The sequence below is a fragment of the Paenibacillus sp. JT22N15 genome, assembly GCF_059383755.1.
On record NZ_JBXENV010000006.1, the window covers coordinates 142661 to 159080 of the forward strand.

The following is a 16420-nucleotide window of genomic DNA, read 5'->3' on the forward strand; positions in this document are numbered from 1 at the left end:
TAAGGGGAACTTGCAAATGACGAATACGGTCTATCTTTATGTGTTTGACACGATGTCAGACTGGGAAATCGGTTATTTAACTGCCGAACTGAACTCGGGAAGATATTATAAAAAAGGGCTGGCTCCATCCAAAATCATTACTGTGGGAATGGACAAGACGCCTGTAACGACAATGGGCGGATTGAAAATACGGCCAGACATCAGACTGGATGAGTGCAGCATCGAAAGCACGGATACATTGATTTTACCCGGTGGAGATACTTGGACAGAAACCTTTCACCAACCCATTTTAGAAACGGCGGAAAGGTGTTTAAAGGCAGGGACATTAGTGGCAGCGATTTGTGGGGCTACAATCGGGCTTGCCCAGACGGGGCTGTTGGATTCACGCTGGCATACAAGCAATGATTTGGAGTATCTTAAAATGATCTGTCCCAATTATACGGGCGAAAAATATTACAATATGGAGCCAGCTGTAACGGATGGAAAACTGATCACAGCATCTGGTATAGCACCATTGGAGTTTTCTGTACATGTCTTGAGAGCGCTCGATGTGTTTTCATCAGAAACATTAGATGCCTGGTATAGTCTAAATAAGACGCAGGAATCCAAGTATTTCTATGAGTTGATGAATGCCATTCTGTGAAGATATAAGAATTGTCTTGTCTCAATTTCAAACTAATTTTAATGATCCTATTTTGAGGAAAGAGTGATGATATGAAAACAGCCATTTTTACTGTAACAAAGTGGGAGGAACAACCCATTGAAAATAATCTTAGCAACTTCCCCGTTAATACTGCAAAAGTTGAATACGAAATTAAAGGTATTTTGGAAGGGAAAGCAACTTTAGAATATTTGCTGTATTACTTAGATAGTCATATGGAGGATGCTGAAAAGGCCAAATCCAAAATTGCGGGGTTCCTGCACTTTGAAGGTCATTACGATGGACATTATGGAACGTTTACAGCTTGTGAAAACGGTATGTTTGATAACGGTACTCTTGATAGCCCCGCTCAAATCATTAACGGCACAGGAGAGCTGGAAAAATTAATCGGAAGCTATAACTATCATTTTCTCGGTCACACGAGTGAATTGGTATTAGATTTCGAATTAACAAAATAGTAATCGGGGAACTTCCTGGACAGGAGGTTCTTTTTTTCATTTTCCGACTTATTTATATATTAATTTGGTGGGAATTGGTATGCTTATTTTACAACATGGATTCATAAATAAAACTAATTATAGGGGGTAGCTATAAGCCTATGAGATATAACAACATTAAGAGTCTAATTAGAGATAATGCCTCAAGTCATAGCTTTGAAGCTTTATCTGAAGCTGAAATAAAAAGAGAGCTAGAAGTAGAAGGCATCCCCGAAGATTATATTGCGTTCCTAAGGGAAGTTGGCTATGGGACAGTTAACCGTAACGATTTTAATTTTTATAGCGGTTTGGTTGAGGTGGACGAAATTTTAGGCCATCTTTACGACGAGGACTCGCATCCAGAACTGAAGGATGTGTTATTGTTTGGGGATAATTTTGCTGGAGATGCCGTAGGTTTTTTAATAACGGATAATTGGGCTATTGTTGAAATATGGCATGATGATAATTTATCCATCAATCCAAGAGAGGAAGCCACCTTCGAGGAATTCGTCATCACCATATTTTAAAAAATAGGAGAGATAGGAAATCGGCACATATTGGACGCTCCAAAGAGAAGAAATTTGGAACATATTTGAGAATCAAGGGTATTTAGAAGGCTCTGAAAAACATGCCATGTTTCCACAGGAATAGATGTTTTCAGGGGGTTGCAGGTAGGATTGATATAGGAAGAGTCAATAAGGTTGAGCATTTTGTGACAAGGAAGCAACCTGAAATATGATGAGGTGATCGATAAGGTGAGCAAGATCGAGCTGGTTTTAACCAAACAGGGAAAGACGTTTAAAGACTATCGGCATTTAACGATTACGGAAGGAATAGAAGTTTATATTCTTAATATCATTAAAGGCCGGCTGTATCCCGACAAGAAGACGATGAACCCGACATACGAGCCGTATCCCGTCAAACAGGAAGCGATCGATCGACTGAACGAATTGGCTGATGAACTGAGGGATAAAGGTTTTGTGGAAGAACCGCGAGATATTTTATTTCAGATCGCAGAAAAAGAAAAATACGTCTACGACAAAGCGAAATGGCATTACGATGGCGATTTTCCGCAAGAGTTGGAGCACCACCAAGCTTACGTTCCGTCGGGCATGTTCATAGCTTGGATAATCAAAAATGATCTGCTCAGCAAACGAAGCCGCAAAGAAGATGCAGCGGAAATTGAGCTTGTCAAAAGGGATGAGATGACCGGAGCTCAATTTTATCGTAAAAACTGGGATGGCGTGCTTAGCTCGAACGAATTGTCGGATGAGGCAGATGCGTTTGCCCGCGAATATCTTAATATCCAAAACGACATCTATACGGCCGTTGATTTCACAAATGGATTGGCGGCCGGCTTGCCGACAATCTACCATGTAGAAGATTCGATTGAAAACTATCACATCATCGAGCCGATCATTACGGAGCGTTATCAGGACTGGAAACGTCGCAAAAAATCGGGAGGCTAGTAATGTAGTTTTACGGTGCAAAAGGAGGGCATTAAAGTGCCGACTCCTTTTTTTTTTGATACAAAACGCATATAGCCATGGCGACCGAGAAAAGCAAGGCAACGGGCATGGAGGTCAGATCTGTAATCGGCGACACAGCCTGCTCAGTTAATAATAAGCTTAGAAAATGAAGGGAAAACCTATAATTTACAATGTATTAATGTATGCGCTTACTTGCTATAATTTACCTTAAGAAGGAGGTGATAGTAAGATGATGGCGAGACATGACACAGGATAAGTGTTGTGCTGCATAGAGAAGAAACCATAACACATAGGCAAATAACGATAAAAAATGAGGAGGTATCTTATGTTCAAATTAAAGCTGAATAAGAAAATTTTGACGGTATGCCTTGCAGCTTCTATGAGCTTGGGCTTGTTTTCGGCAACCTCAAGTGCAGCGACAGACTATTGGCAAAATTGGACTGATGGCGGCGGAACAGTAAATGCTGTCAATGGATCCGGCGGCAATTATAGTGTTACATGGTCAAATGTCGGGAATTTCGTTGTTGGAAAAGGCTGGATTAACGGATCGCCAAACCGGACAGTTAACTATAATGCCGGCGTCTGGGCGCCGTCTGGCAATGGATATTTGACTCTCTACGGGTGGACAAGAAACTCGCTAATTGAATATTACGTCGTTGACAGTTGGGGCACGTATCGTCCTACCGGAACGTATAAAGGAACCGTGTCCAGCGACGGAGGCACATATGACATTTATACGACTATGCGATACAACGCGCCATCCATCGACGGTACACAAACCTTCCCTCAGTATTGGAGTGTCCGCCAGTCGAAGAGAGCAACTGGGGTCAACTCCGCGATCACGTTCAGCAACCACGTTAATGCATGGCAAAGTAAAGGAATGTATCTGGGGAGCAGTTGGACTTACCAGGTATTTGCGACAGAGGGGTATCAAAGCAGCGGCAGCTCTAATGTAACGGTGTGGTAACAGGCATCATTTCATTATAAATATTGCTTGCTAAGGCCTGCCGGTCTCACAGCTGGCGGCCTTATCTATTTCAACAATAGATATTTGCCTGCATCCTTTTCCTATTCGTTTAAAGGAGAAATAGTAATGAGAAAACGATTTATTTTCCTTTTGCCAGCAATATTATTGGTAGTCATTGCTTGCTCGCAAGAAATGCCTGAAAAGACCGAGAAGGCTGAGAAGACCGAAAACAATGAAAATAATGAAAACAATAAAAACAATAAAAACAATGATAATCTTGTCTTTGTAGAAGGTGGGATTTTTGTGAATACGAAGTCCAACTTTTATGGAAAAAGTGTAACTATATCGAGCTTTTATATCGACAAATATGAGGTAACTCAAAAAGAGTGGGTTGAGGTTATGGGAAGCAACCCCTCGGGCTTCAAGGGCGACAATTTACCGGTAGAAATGGTAAGTTGGTATGATGTTGTTGAATACTGTAATAAACGAAGTATAAAAGAGGGCCTGAAACCGTATTACGAGATAGACAAAAATAAAAAAGATCCGAATAATAAGAGTGATCACGATAATCTAAAATGGACAGTAACGATCAATGAGGGAGCGAGTGGTTACCGATTGCCGACGGAAGCGGAGTGGGAATACGCCGCAGGTGGAGGCCAGGTGAGCAACAGTTACACCTACAGCGGGAGCAATAATATAGATGAAGTAGCTTGGTATTGGAAAAACGCTGGAGACAAATACTTATCAGGAGAATGGAACTGGACTATTATAGAAAGCAACAAAAATAAAACAAAATCTGTCGGTGCCCATAAACCCAATGAGCTAGGCCTTTACGATATGTCAGGTAATGTAAGGGAATGGTGCTGGAACTGGTACGGAGATGGGGACTTGGATAGCGAGAGTGGTTCTTTCCGGGTTGTAAAGGGCGGCGGTTGGATCGGCGACGTCAGAAACAACGAGTTATCTTATCGGGGAAAGTTTGAGGCAAATGGGATTGGCCCGGATCAGGGTTTTCGTGTGAGCCGGGCCCAATAAAATCGGAAAGTGGATACCATATATTAGGCAGAATCAGGCCGAAGTTCGCAAGTGTATAGAGCCTGGCAAGCCACGATTTTTGAAGCAAAGGGAAGGAAAGATGACCCTTTGCTTTCCTTTGCTTCTCTTATGTAAAGACTATGTGCTCCTAGTACGCTCTGATATAATAACCCCAGTCTTGCTTTATGTTCTGCTCATTCTGTACATATATGAAAATGTTCCGACCTATAGAGGAAGATTTTGAGCAAGTAGTCGATGGAAAACTCACGATATTCTTTTTGAAAATTATATTCTATAGTTAGTATCTAATTGGAATGAGCTTCAGTAAGGGAGTGAGATTACGATGTACGGAATCATTATTGTCGACGATGAATTATTTGTCCGCAAGGGCTTGATTGAAATGGTGGATTGGGCAAGCAGTGGTTTTGAGGTGATAGGTGAGGCAGACAACGGAGAAGACGCTCTGGATCTTATCTGCAAGAAGCAGCCGCATCTTGTCATTACGGATATCCGTATGCCAATTTTAGACGGAATCGGGCTAATTCAAGCCGTAACGGAGGCGAAGCTTGAAACCGAATTTATTATTATCAGCGGTTATAATGACTTCCGTTACGCCCAGCAGGCGGTTCGGTACGATGTACTGGATTATGTGCTTAAGCCTATTAATGAGAACGAAATTGTGAAAGCGCTTCATAAATATCGCGACAAGTTTTCTGCACAGAAACAGCTAAAAGAGAGGCTTATTATTCACGAGGAAGAGAAACTGATTGAGACGCTCATTCGTGGTGAAGCCAAGGACGATGCTCTTGAGGTCTGGGAAAAGCAATGGACTGGAATGGGAGCGAAGGAGTTTATGTACGTATTGCTGGAAATTAATAATGTGTTTCCGTGGGGAGACAGGCTTATGCCTCCTAAGGCAGAATTCAAAAATGCAATCCAGCAATCGGTTCAGCAGCTTTGTTCGGAAACCCCGATTGTGCACGAGCATCGGCGCGCATTCGGATTTATTATACCTGATCTCTACTTAAGAGGACATAATGGTGATGCCCGGAGCTTCATGGCAGATTGTCTGCTTCAGCTCAGTAATCTGTTCTCCTTAGACCTTCAAGCCTATGTGGGCAGAACGGTAAGCTCCTTCATGCTATTGAAGCATTCTTACGTCAGCGCTAAGGAGACCGTGCAATATAAATACTTCAGGCACACCCAGCGAATCCTGCTGCATTCCGATATTGCCGATAAGGATCTCCGTTATGTCCATATCAAGGACGAGGTGTACCGTACAATCATTGAAGCCATTGAAGAGAACAACGAGCAAAAGCTTGTTTTGGTTATCGACCGGATGTTTGCGGAGTTTGCAGAAAAGGCTGTATCGCAGGAAGCTATAAAAGCGGCCACGATTCAATGTGTCCACAGTGTGCTGAATACGATTAGAAGTATGGAAGGCGATGAAAAGCGGCTGGCAAGTCTTATGCCTATCATGAACTGGCAGGATCATAACATCACATTTAGCGAGCTCCGGGCCTTGTTTGAAGCCTTTGCGCTGGAGGCTGCCAGGTTGATTCAGAGTCTCTATCAAAGCTATGGAAGTGGCGGGCTTTATAAGATTAAGTGTTATGTAGATAAAAATTTTCATGAAAATCTCAATCTGAAAAGTATGGCTAATCAGTTTTACATGAGTTCTGCCTATCTCGGACAAATATTCAAAAAAAACTATGGGATGTATTTCAATGACTACTTGCTCCAGCTGCGTATTACGGAAGCCAAGAAGCTTCTAAGACAGACCGACATGCGGATCTATGAAATTGCCGAGCAGGTGGGCTTCAAAAATGCGGATTATTTCGTGACCCAATTTGAAAAGCTGGGACAGATGACCCCTACGGAATATAGAAGCCGAATCGGCAAGCGCTAAAGCGAGGAGGGGGAAGGGGAAGCTATGCATTTTCTGAATAATATCCGGTTGAGGAACAAAATGTTTTTGGTATATTTCCTTGGTGTCATTGCTCCAATCATTCTGACGAATGCGATTTTTTATAATATCATTACCGAGAATGTAAAAGAACAAAGAATCAATGATATTGACCGTGCCGTGGAGCAAATTAAAAATGAGTTCCAGTTAATGGTTGATCAAGGTGTAGGGTTATCCTCCTTTTTTTATGCGGATTACAAAACCAATGAAGTGTTAAATATGAATTTCACGCATACGGAAGACTATGTAGAGGCCTATGATCTCTATTTAAGATCGATTCTGAACAATTACTCTCCGTTCTCTTCTTCTCTTCAGAACAAAACGATATATGTAGACAATCCCACGCTTTTGAATTCAGGAAATATCGGCATATTATCCGATGAGGTTCGTGAAGAAGCATGGTATAAGCTTTGGCTGAAGGATGCGTCATCCCAGCCTGTATTCGTTCGCATCGAAGACCCGGAGGGCCAATTTCAATCTTTTTCGCTGCTCCGGCGAATGGATTATTTTGCGGATCGGATGGCCAAGGAGAAGCTCATTAAACTTGATTTCAAGACGATTGATATCATGGAGATTTTTTCTAATTTGAATGTAAAGGGAGATATGTACCTGCTGAGTCCAGGAGACCGAATAGAATACACAACCAACCGGGCAATCGACTGGCAGGCGAATACCAAGCATCTGTACAGCTCCCTGAAATCGGATAATCTCATTCAATTTGAGAAGGGATATGGCAGCATCAGTTATCTGCGCGGCTGGAAGGTCGTGGGTACCATTAATGAGCATGAGATTATTAAGGAGGAGTTGAAGTCACGCTATTTCATTGTTTGGTCCGGATGCGTGATGATGATTTTTCCTACTATAATCATCTTAATTATTACAAGGTCTATTAACGTACGGATTATTGAAATCCTAAAGCATATGAAGAAAGTAAAAACACAGAATTTTCAGATGATCAATTATGGGGAAGCCCGTGATGAAATCGGTCAGCTGACACTCGAATTCAACAATATGATTATGCAGATTAAGACATTAATTAACGATGTGTATATGACGGCTATCCAGAAAAAATCACTTGAGCTGGAACGGCGGAAGGCGCAGCTGAATGCTCTTCAAAGTCAGATTAATCCCCATTTCCTGTTCAATGCGCTGGAGACGATACGGATGCGAAGTCTGCTTAAGCATGAGAAGGAGACAGCCAAAATGATTCAAAGTATGGCGATGATTTTACGCAGCTCTTTAACCTGGAATAAGGAATGGGTAACGGTGGAGGAGGAACTGGGTTTTATCATGTGTTTTTTAGAAATACAGAAATATCGTTTCGAAGACAAATTGAAATACCATGTCGAGGTGGAGCCTGAAGCCCGTGCCTGTGTAATCCCGAAGATGGTGTTTCTTCCCTTTGTGGAGAACGCTAGCATTCATGGGATTGAACCGCTGAAAAAAGGCGGGGGAATTGATATCCGGATTGGAATTGAGGAGGATTTTGTCGTTTTCTCAGTCAAAGACAACGGAATCGGCATGAACGGGAAGCTGGTCAGCAGGCTGTATGACTACCTTAAGGCGGAAGAACTTATTGGCGACCGGATTGGGATACAGAATGTAATTTACAGGGGCAAAATGCTTTATGGCGACCGAATTGTATTTGAAGTACACAGCCGCCCTGGTGAAGGAACACGAATCGTGCTGAAAATTCCATCGAATCCATAGTTTTCAAAGAATAAACCATAATTTAAAGGGTAACGATGAAATGAAAACGCTTTTATACTAAGGGAGTAACACACCATTCATATAAAAGGGGGAGTAAAAGCAATGAACAAAATCAATAGAATTTGGCTTCTCTGTTTAACAGCAGTATTATCATTATCTGTGATTACAGCTTGCTCTGGCAACAATAATACGAAGGAGAATACAGGAACGGCGGAGCAGAGTGGCAATGCAACTACAGGAGCCAAGCAGGATAAAGTAACATTTAAAATTTTCAACGGGGTAGCCGGTTCGAAGGATGGCAATACCAATCAAACTACAATCGGCAAGCTCCTTGAGGATCAAACCGGCGTGAATTTCAAGCTGGAGTTTGTAGTCGGCGACTTAAATACAAAGATTGGAACGATGATTGCCGCTAACGATTACCCTGATGTGCTAATCCCGGATGCAGCAATAGAAGAAGTGCTGAATGCAGGCGCTTTTATACCGCTCGATGATCTCATTGAGCAATACGGTCCGAATATCAAGCGGGTTTATGGAAAATCGCTGAATCAAATGAAAGCTAAAGATGGAAAAATCTATTTCCTCCCTATTGCTGCGCAAGTGAACGATTTTATTCCCGAGCCGGAAGCCGGAGCAGCTTTCTGGGTGCAGCGTCGTGTGCTGGAGGAAGCCGGATATCCCAAGATCAAAACTTTGGATCAGTACGTCGAGCTAATCACGAATTACCGAGATAAGCATAAGGACGAAAATTTGACTGGATTAGTATCACTTACACATGACTGGCGTTTTTTTGCCACCTCCAATCCGCCTATGCACCTTATGGGTTACCCGAATGACGGCAACGTTACTGTAGATACCAGCACTTGGGAAGCAAAAACGTATGCTGGTTCTGACGCTACTAAGAGGTGGTTGAAAGAATTAAATAAACTGAATGCAAATGGACTTTTTGACAAAGCGTCCTTTGTGGACAACTACGACCAGTATATCGCCAAATTAACTTCCCATAAGGTACTCGGCTTTTTCGATTACCGCTGGCAGGTAGATAATGCGCTTAATGTCCTGAAGGATGCGGCAAGAAAGGATCCTTCCCTGGACGGATATAATTACTTCCCGCTGCCCATTACCTTTGATGAAAATACCCCGGATGCTTATCTGGACCCTCCGGGCGGACTAGTAACCAACCGCGGAATCGGGATTACGGTCAGCGCCAAGGACCCGGTCCGAATCATCCAGTACTTTGACAATATGCTCACAGAAGAGAATCAGACGCTGTTGTCATGGGGAATCAAGGGCGAAACCTATGAAGTAAATGAAGAAGGCCGCTACTATCGTACTCAAGAGCAAATTGACAAAATTGATGAGACGTTCAGAGAGAGCTTTGGCTTCAAATATTACAGCTGGAACTGGCCAATGTATAATGCTACCTCTACACTGGCTAACGGAAATGCGCGAAATGTTGCCAGCCAGCCAGAGGTTTTCCAAATGACACTGACGGAGAAGGATAAATTCATTCTGGAGAAGTATGGGGTGCAAACCTATAGCCAGTTGTACGCTGAGCCGATCAGCCGTCCTTACTTTCCTGCCTGGGGATTTGCGAAGGAGCAAAACTCACCGGAACAGCTATGGGAAGCAAGCAAGGATGAAATGACGAAGAAATACTTCCCGAAAATGGTAATGGCAACTCCGGATAAATTTGATGCTGTATGGGAGGAGTATATGAAGGAATTCGGCAAGCTGGACACTGCGGGCTATGAGAAATGGACAACGGAGCAAGTGAAGCAGAAGGTTGCGATGGCGAACCAGTAATCCCTTTTATGAGAAAGGCCAGACTGCATCGGTTGAGGCTGGCCTTTCTGAATGTTTGCTTTACCCGTGTGGTTTTGGAAGGAGAGAATACAGGTGGACAAAAATACGGTATTGGCCATTTCCCAATCCAAGGGAAATAAATACGAGAACCGAATCAGGCATTTCTTTAAAAAGCTGTTTCAACAGCGTGCCCTCGCCATCATGTCTGTTCCCTTTTTAATATGGCTGATTATATTTAAATATTTACCGCTATGGGGCTGGACCATCGCTTTCCAGGATTATAAGCCGGCTAAAAAATTTATGGATCAAGCGTGGATTGGGTTTGAGCATTTTAAATTTTTGTTTGGGGATGACCGATTTCTCAGAGTTCTCCGCAATACGCTGGCTATGAGCTCGATTAATTTGATTTTTGGCTTCATCACAGCGATTACACTTGCTTTGCTGCTAAATGAAATACGCAATATCGCCTTTAAACGCGTCGTTCAGACCGTGAGTTATTTGCCACACTTTATATCCTGGGTGGTAGCAGCGAGCATTATCCAAACGACCTTGTCGCCGGACGGAACAATCAACCAATTGTTAGTCGGGTTGGGATTTATTGATCGCGGCAATGAAATTTTGTTCTTAGGCATTCCAGAGTATTTCTGGACCATCTTCGGAGCAAGCTCTATCTGGAAAGACATAGGATGGAATACAATTGTGTATCTGGCGGCAATGACGACGATTGATCCTACGCAATATGAAGCTGCAGAGATTGACGGTGCGAATCGATTCAAGAAAATGATCTATATTACATTGCCTGGTATTAAATCTGTTGTAATCATACTGCTAATTATGAATATCGGTTATTTGCTGGAGTCGGGATTCGAACCACAGTATTTGCTGGGCAACGGCATGAATGTTGACTATTCCGAGAACATAGATATATTCGTGCTGAAATACGGGATTGCGCAGAGCAATTTCTCTCTTTCTATTGCAGCAGGCATGTTCAAAACCGTGGTCAGCTTCATCCTATTGTTTATAGCGAATAACGCCGCGAAACGCATGGGAGAAGCCAGGCTGTATTAGAAAAGGAGGAGCACGAATGGAAATCGTAGCTGTCAAAAAGAATAAACGGATTAAGCATCGAATGAGCTCTTCCACCGGTGACCGCTTGTTTGTCATTTGCAACTACAGCTTCATGATTTTTTTGATGATTATTACTCTCTATCCATTTTTGAACGTACTTGCGGTTTCTCTCAACAGTGCACAGGATTCAATAAAAGGCGGAATATACCTGCTGCCACGAGAGTGGACAATCGCTAACTATAGCTACATTTTTAGAGAGGCGACTATTTTTCATGCGACTCTCATATCAGTCCTGCGAACGGTCATAGGAACTGTCGTAACCGTCTTCTGCTCGGCCATGCTGGCTTTTACGCTCAGCAGACAGGAATATGTGCTCCGCAAATTCATCACGGTGGCCTTTATTATGACTATGTATTTTAACGGCGGCCTAATTCCAAATTATCTCCTAATGAGAGATATGGGGATGATTGGAAGCTTCTGGGTATACATTCTTCCGGGAATCATTGGCGTGTTCAACCTGATCATCATTCGTTCCTTTATTGAGAATCTTCCGGAAAGCATCCTTGAATCGGGAAAAATTGACGGTGCAGGAGATTACAGAACCTTTTTCAGTATTATTTTACCGTTAACGGTACCCGTGCTTGCAACGGTAGCTTTATTTTCCGGGGTATACCAATGGAATTCGTGGTTCGACGTATTTCTATATAATTCATCAGACAGCAATTTAAGCACCTTGCAATATGAACTGCAGAAAATTCTGCAAAACTCCAATACGACCACCGGAACATCGAGCATGGATGGGATGATTCAAGGAGCCAGCGGAGCACAGCAAAATATGGTTACGCCTATGGCCGTTCGTGCTACGATGACGATTGTTGCCTCGGTGCCGATTATTATGGTGTATCCTTTCCTGCAGAAATATTTTGTCAAAGGCATGATGGTAGGCGGGGTAAAAGGGTAAGCTCCCAATTGGAGTCTAAGTGCTTCCGTGCGCCTCAATGCCGGGAGCAACTACTTGAACAAAAAAACACGCCATTTATGGGCGTGTTTTTTTTGTGCTTAGCAGCTTGGACAAGTCTAGGCCATAACCAACGCTTTGGCATACTGTTTGCCTGCCGAGAGAAGGCTGTCGCTCATTTCAGGATTGTGAACAGAACGTGCAAGAGCAAGGGAGCCGACCATAGTGCTCAGCAGGGCGCTGCCTTTGGTTAGGTCGATTTCCGCCAGATTGGAGATAAAAGCAATCATCCGCTCCAATTCAATGGTGAATACTTGCCGAATCTCTTCGGAAGAACGGGATATTTCGCTGGAAAGGGCAGGAAGAATGCAGCCCATCTCCGTTTTGTCGCGATGGTACGGACTTAAATAATAATCAATGACCGTATTGATTTTGGGATTTTGAAGCTCCTGATCAGCGATGTTCTGCAGCAGTGCGATCGTATCGCTAATGGCATACTGGCACGCTTCGGCGACCAGCTGCTCTTTATTGTCAAAATGCGAATAAAACCCTCCATGGGTCAATCCGGCCCCCTTCATAATGAACGGAACACTTACATCGTGGATACCATTGGTGCGAAAAGCCTGGGCAGCACTTTCAACGATCTTATTCCTTACTTTAAGCTTATGGCCTTTGGGATACGGCATTGTAATCACCCCATAACATCATCATTAACTTCATCATGCCATCCTTTAAAATATTATAATCGTCATAATTAAGCCTGTCAATTTAGCGATAAGCTAGCGGTTAGCTCCAAAAAGGCTAAACGCGGCTGTTGACGTTTTTAAAATATGATGATTATAATATATTACGATCATCATATTTAGAGAGGCAACTTCAATAGGAGGTATCACGATATGAGTAAGCTTGAATCGGTAGAAACGTTAGTCATTGGATCAGGTCCGGGAGGTTATGTGGCGGCGCTACGCTGTTCACAGCTTGGAATGAAGACGGCAATTGTTGAACGCAGTCAGCTTGGGGGAGTATGCACGCATGTTGGCTGCATTCCATCCAAAGCGTTGATCGCAGAATCACATCGCCATGATTTGCTCCAAGAGTTCTATCATGCAGATGCGGCAGCGTCATTTAAGAATGCTCAGCTTTTCAAGCAGGGAATTGTGAACAAGCAGGCAGGCGGAGTTAGTTATCTATTAAAGACTGCCGATGTGAGCATTTTGGAGGGGGAAGCTCGTTTCGTTGATGAACATACAGCACTTATCAAACAAGCTGGACAGGAGCAGCTCATCTCTTTCAAGTACGCCATACTGGCAACGGGGTCTCGTCCGATTGAGCTGCAAGCCTTTCCGTTCGGCGGGCGTATGCTGTCTTCCACAGAGGCTCTTTCACTCCCAGAGGTTCCTGCTAGCTTAGTGGTCATCGGCGGTGGATATATCGGGATTGAGCTTGGGCAGATGTATGCCAAATTTGGCACAAAGGTGACGATTTTGGAGGGAGGAGAACAAGTGCTGCCGGGATTCGAGGCGGAGCTTGCTGCCCCTGTTGTCAAGCAGTTGAAGGCTGATGGGATAAATATCGTAACGGGTGCGACGGCGGGGAAAATGGTACAGAATTCCGCGAGCATTACGCTTCATTATTCTAAAAATCAAGAGCAGCATCAGGTTACAGCGGAATATGCATTAGTCACTGTCGGCAGAAAACCAAATACAGACGGCGAGTTAGGGCTGAATCGCATCGGCCTGCCAGTGACAAGCAGAGGACTGATCAGTACGGATAAACAGTGCAGAACGGCTATCCCGCATATTTTTGCAATTGGAGATATTACGGCTGGTCCGGCGCTCGCACACAAGGCTTCCTATGAAGCGAAAGTTGCGGCCGAAGCGATTGCAGGCTATGCCTCCGAGGTCGATTATAAAGCGATTCCGCTCGTCGTCTTTTCCAATCCAGAGCTGGCTAGTGTGGGCTTAAGTGAAACGGAGGCAAAGGCAAAAGCCATCCCGATTGTTGTCGGTAAAGCCCCTTTCGCAATCAACGGAAGAGCATTGGCATTGAAGGAAACGGAAGGTTTCGTCAAAGTGGTGGCGGACCCGATTTCAGGAATCGTCATTGGTGCGCAAATCGTTGGAGTGGAGGCATCCACCCTTATATCGGAGCTTGCCCTTGCGATCGAGATGGGGGCAGCCGTGGAAGACTTGGCTATGACGATTCACCCCCATCCTACATTGGGAGAAGTGATTATGGAGGCTGCCGAAAACGCGGTCACAAAAATGAGGATGAGGAAAAAAGAGCAGCAGATTTAACCGCATATCGACAATTGGAATGGGAGAGATACAACAATGAAAATAAAAGCAGGTTTTTATATCGGGATTGCGATGGTGCTTATCGTGGGAGGTTCGCTTCTTGCGATGAAAGGAAAGGATGCTGTCAGTCAGGCTGAGAGCAGGAAGCAAGGTGTGCTTGAGGCGGAGCAAACGACCCTATTTTATGACAAGAGTCCAGGGATGATTGTAAAGGTTAATGCAGCTGTAGGCGATTCCGTAAAACAGGGAGATGTGCTCTTTAAGGTTAAATCAGCTGGCGAAGGGGAAATCGATGTGCTTGCGCCGGATGACGGATTGATCAGCAGAGTCGCTGTAAAGCCGGGGGAACAGCTGGCACAAGGCATGCCAGTTGCGATTTTGCAAAAGAATACCTTCTATACAGATCTATACATTCAGGAAAGTGAAATGGATAAGCTTGAGGTCAATAAAAGGGTAGAGGTTCATTTTCCATATGTGGAGCGTCAAGTTCAGATCGATGGTGTTGTAGCTTCCATTGCAGCTGCGCCTCAATTTGCCAACCTGCGTATGAGTCGTGAGAAAGGGCAAGCTGATTTAAGCATGTTCCTTGTTCGAATAGCTATGGAATCAAATGCTGATTTGCTTCCGGGCATGACCGCGGAGGTGAGACTTGATGAATTCGCTGATTGACGAGTGGAAGCACGTAGCGGGCAGCAAGTATGCTCGCATGATCTTTATCGGTCCGATAATTGCGGCCATCTTTTTTGGATTAATGTTTTCGCAGAACCAGATCAGTGAATCGCCTATTGTCGTCATTGATGAGGATCACAGTGCATATTCCCGGCAGATCATTTCCAAAATAAATGCTTCCCCATACATGAAAGTCACTAACGTGTACGCCAGCCGTATGGCCCCAGAAGCATTGCTGGCTAATGAGCAGGCTGTAGCGGTCATCATGCTTCCCAAACAGTTGGAGCAGCGTCAGCTGCAGGGAATATCAACGAATATCGGCATTTTAATGGATAATACGATGCCCTCAGGGCTGACTGGCATCCGAACCGCGATTCAGGAAGTCATCGTAACGGAAAATACGACCGTTTCCATGACCCGTCTGCTGCAAAAAGGGATGGATGCCGAAACGTCCAAAGGGCTCGTCTCACCGTTGTCCCTTCAGCAGCGTATGCTGTTTAATCCGACCACAAGCTATGTCGGCTTTATGGTGCTTGGCTTTGTAAATATAGTCGTTTTAATGATTACAACAAGTGCTGCTGGCTCGATTGTACCTCGCCTGCGTCAGGAGGGAAAGCTCTTCGAAAGCGGGAAGTCGCCTTTGCAGCTGTGGATGCGCAGTGTACCTTACGCTGTTCTGAGCTCCCTATCCCTGCTCCTGTGCTATGGATTATTAAAACAGGTGGGGGCCATGCGGTTTGAAGCGGAGCCCTATGTTTTTATCATCCCCTTGCTTGTTTATGCCTTTGCTTTGTCACTCGTGGGAATGTTGATTGGCTATTCTGCCAAAGACCAGTCCAAAATCAGTTTACGAACCAGCTTGGTGTTGTATCCATCGTTTCTTGCTACGGGAATTCAGCTGATTCCGCTTGCGTTTCCAGAGCCTTTTCAAATTTTCGCATGGGCATTGCCTTTGAACTGGCTTAACCGCCTCATCCGCGGGATGGCTTTTCGCGAGGGGGAGCTAACAGCCTACGGTCAGGAATTGGGGGCGCTGCTGATCATTATCGGCGTTGTGTCCTTGTTAATTGGATTACTTGTAATGCAGGAAGCTGGGAAAACAGATTCCAGCCGGGAATCGAGGATGACTTCAGATGTTGTGCCGAGCAGAGGTTAATCAATTAGGGCGCAGCTAGTGGAGCAGGACAATAAAATAGGGATGTATTGAAGTAAATCGTAAAGAGGGGTATCGAGCCTCTCTTTTTTTGCTCCTAATACAAGCTTGCATCTGAACTCGCTAAAAAGCTTAGACCGCTTCCATGGACATTACGAGTCACT

15 protein-coding genes are annotated in these 16420 nt (G+C 44.1%); 14 read left to right on the forward strand and 1 reads right to left on the reverse strand.

Going from position 1 to position 16420, the window contains the following annotated elements; translation table 11 throughout:
* Positions 1–16: 16 nt before the first annotated feature.
* From AC50X8_RS13430 to AC50X8_RS13480, 11 genes are all read left to right on the forward strand, one after another.
* Entirely contained in the window at positions 17–643 is a 627-nt protein-coding gene (locus tag AC50X8_RS13430; RefSeq protein ID WP_056034523.1) for a type 1 glutamine amidotransferase family protein, read from the forward strand.
* 71 nt (positions 644–714) lie between these two features.
* Entirely contained in the window at positions 715–1119 is a 405-nt protein-coding gene (locus AC50X8_RS13435; RefSeq protein ID WP_056034526.1) for a DUF3224 domain-containing protein, read from the forward strand.
* Between the two features lie 140 nt (positions 1120–1259).
* Complete coding sequence (locus AC50X8_RS13440) at positions 1260–1664, forward strand: SMI1/KNR4 family protein (protein ID WP_056034528.1); 405 nt, start codon at positions 1260–1262, stop codon at positions 1662–1664.
* A gap of 228 nt (positions 1665–1892) precedes the next feature.
* Positions 1893–2606 (forward strand): DUF7832 domain-containing protein, encoded by a 714-nt coding sequence (locus AC50X8_RS13445; protein WP_056034532.1) that lies wholly within the window; start codon positions 1893–1895, stop codon positions 2604–2606.
* 346 nt (positions 2607–2952) lie between these two features.
* On the forward strand, positions 2953–3594 hold the full coding sequence (locus tag AC50X8_RS13450) for an endo-1,4-beta-xylanase XynA (protein ID WP_056034536.1): 642 nt from the start codon (positions 2953–2955) through the stop codon (positions 3592–3594).
* A 126-nt stretch (positions 3595–3720) separates the two neighbouring features.
* The gene (locus AC50X8_RS13455; RefSeq protein ID WP_494880061.1) at positions 3721–4629 is read left to right on the forward strand and encodes a formylglycine-generating enzyme family protein; all 909 of its coding nucleotides are present in this window, start codon (positions 3721–3723) and stop codon (positions 4627–4629) included.
* A gap of 343 nt (positions 4630–4972) precedes the next feature.
* Positions 4973–6538 (forward strand): response regulator, encoded by a 1566-nt coding sequence (locus AC50X8_RS13460; RefSeq protein WP_494880062.1) that lies wholly within the window; start codon positions 4973–4975, stop codon positions 6536–6538.
* 60 nt (positions 6539–6598) lie between these two features.
* Complete coding sequence (locus tag AC50X8_RS13465) at positions 6599–8305, forward strand: sensor histidine kinase (protein WP_494880063.1); 1707 nt, start codon at positions 6599–6601, stop codon at positions 8303–8305.
* A gap of 102 nt (positions 8306–8407) precedes the next feature.
* Entirely contained in the window at positions 8408–10111 is a 1704-nt protein-coding gene (locus AC50X8_RS13470; RefSeq protein WP_056034550.1) for a type 2 periplasmic-binding domain-containing protein, read from the forward strand.
* Positions 10112–10204: 93 nt separating this feature from the next.
* Positions 10205–11179 (forward strand): ABC transporter permease, encoded by a 975-nt coding sequence (locus tag AC50X8_RS13475; RefSeq protein ID WP_235533132.1) that lies wholly within the window; start codon positions 10205–10207, stop codon positions 11177–11179.
* A gap of 16 nt (positions 11180–11195) precedes the next feature.
* Positions 11196–12140: a carbohydrate ABC transporter permease gene (locus AC50X8_RS13480; protein ID WP_442952529.1), complete on the forward strand. Its 945-nt coding sequence runs from the start codon at positions 11196–11198 to the stop codon at positions 12138–12140.
* Positions 12141–12256: 116 nt separating this feature from the next.
* Here the strand turns inward: AC50X8_RS13480 and AC50X8_RS13485 are convergent, their stop codons facing one another.
* The gene (locus tag AC50X8_RS13485) at positions 12257–12823 is read right to left on the reverse strand and encodes a TetR/AcrR family transcriptional regulator (protein ID WP_494880064.1); all 567 of its coding nucleotides are present in this window, start codon (positions 12821–12823) and stop codon (positions 12257–12259) included.
* Between the two features lie 210 nt (positions 12824–13033).
* Here AC50X8_RS13485 and lpdA point away from each other — a divergent pair, with 210 nt between their 5' ends.
* Genes lpdA through AC50X8_RS13500 form a run of 3 tightly spaced genes read left to right on the forward strand, consistent with a single transcriptional unit; the run spans position 13034 to position 16259 of the window.
* A complete protein-coding gene (gene lpdA, locus AC50X8_RS13490) occupies positions 13034–14434 on the forward strand; it encodes a dihydrolipoyl dehydrogenase (protein WP_494880065.1) in 1401 nt (466 codons plus the stop codon).
* A gap of 36 nt (positions 14435–14470) precedes the next feature.
* The gene (locus AC50X8_RS13495) at positions 14471–15103 is read left to right on the forward strand and encodes a biotin/lipoyl-containing protein (RefSeq protein WP_494880066.1); all 633 of its coding nucleotides are present in this window, start codon (positions 14471–14473) and stop codon (positions 15101–15103) included.
* Positions 15087–16259, forward strand: a complete 1173-nt coding sequence (locus AC50X8_RS13500; protein WP_494880067.1) for an ABC transporter permease — start codon at positions 15087–15089, stop codon at positions 16257–16259. Before AC50X8_RS13495 ends, AC50X8_RS13500 begins: the two co-directional genes overlap by 17 nt.
* Positions 16260–16420 lie beyond the last annotated feature (161 nt).

Coding starts and splice junctions, on each gene's coding strand:
- AC50X8_RS13430 (WP_056034523.1), top strand. CDS start 17: ATGACGAATACGGTCTATCTTTATGTGTTTGACACGATGTCAGACTGG.
- AC50X8_RS13435 (WP_056034526.1), top strand. CDS start 715: ATGAAAACAGCCATTTTTACTGTAACAAAGTGGGAGGAACAACCCATT.
- AC50X8_RS13440 (WP_056034528.1), top strand. CDS start 1,260: ATGAGATATAACAACATTAAGAGTCTAATTAGAGATAATGCCTCAAGT.
- AC50X8_RS13450 (WP_056034536.1), top strand. CDS start 2,953: ATGTTCAAATTAAAGCTGAATAAGAAAATTTTGACGGTATGCCTTGCA.
- AC50X8_RS13455 (WP_494880061.1), top strand. CDS start 3,721: ATGAGAAAACGATTTATTTTCCTTTTGCCAGCAATATTATTGGTAGTC.
- AC50X8_RS13460 (WP_494880062.1), top strand. CDS start 4,973: ATGTACGGAATCATTATTGTCGACGATGAATTATTTGTCCGCAAGGGC.
- AC50X8_RS13465 (WP_494880063.1), top strand. CDS start 6,599: ATGTTTTTGGTATATTTCCTTGGTGTCATTGCTCCAATCATTCTGACG.
- AC50X8_RS13470 (WP_056034550.1), top strand. CDS start 8,408: ATGAACAAAATCAATAGAATTTGGCTTCTCTGTTTAACAGCAGTATTA.
- AC50X8_RS13480 (WP_442952529.1), top strand. CDS start 11,196: ATGGAAATCGTAGCTGTCAAAAAGAATAAACGGATTAAGCATCGAATG.
- AC50X8_RS13485 (WP_494880064.1), bottom strand. CDS start 12,823: ATGCCGTATCCCAAAGGCCATAAGCTTAAAGTAAGGAATAAGATCGTT.
- lpdA (WP_494880065.1), top strand. CDS start 13,034: ATGAGTAAGCTTGAATCGGTAGAAACGTTAGTCATTGGATCAGGTCCG.
- AC50X8_RS13495 (WP_494880066.1), top strand. CDS start 14,471: ATGAAAATAAAAGCAGGTTTTTATATCGGGATTGCGATGGTGCTTATC.
- AC50X8_RS13500 (WP_494880067.1), top strand. CDS start 15,087: ATGAATTCGCTGATTGACGAGTGGAAGCACGTAGCGGGCAGCAAGTAT.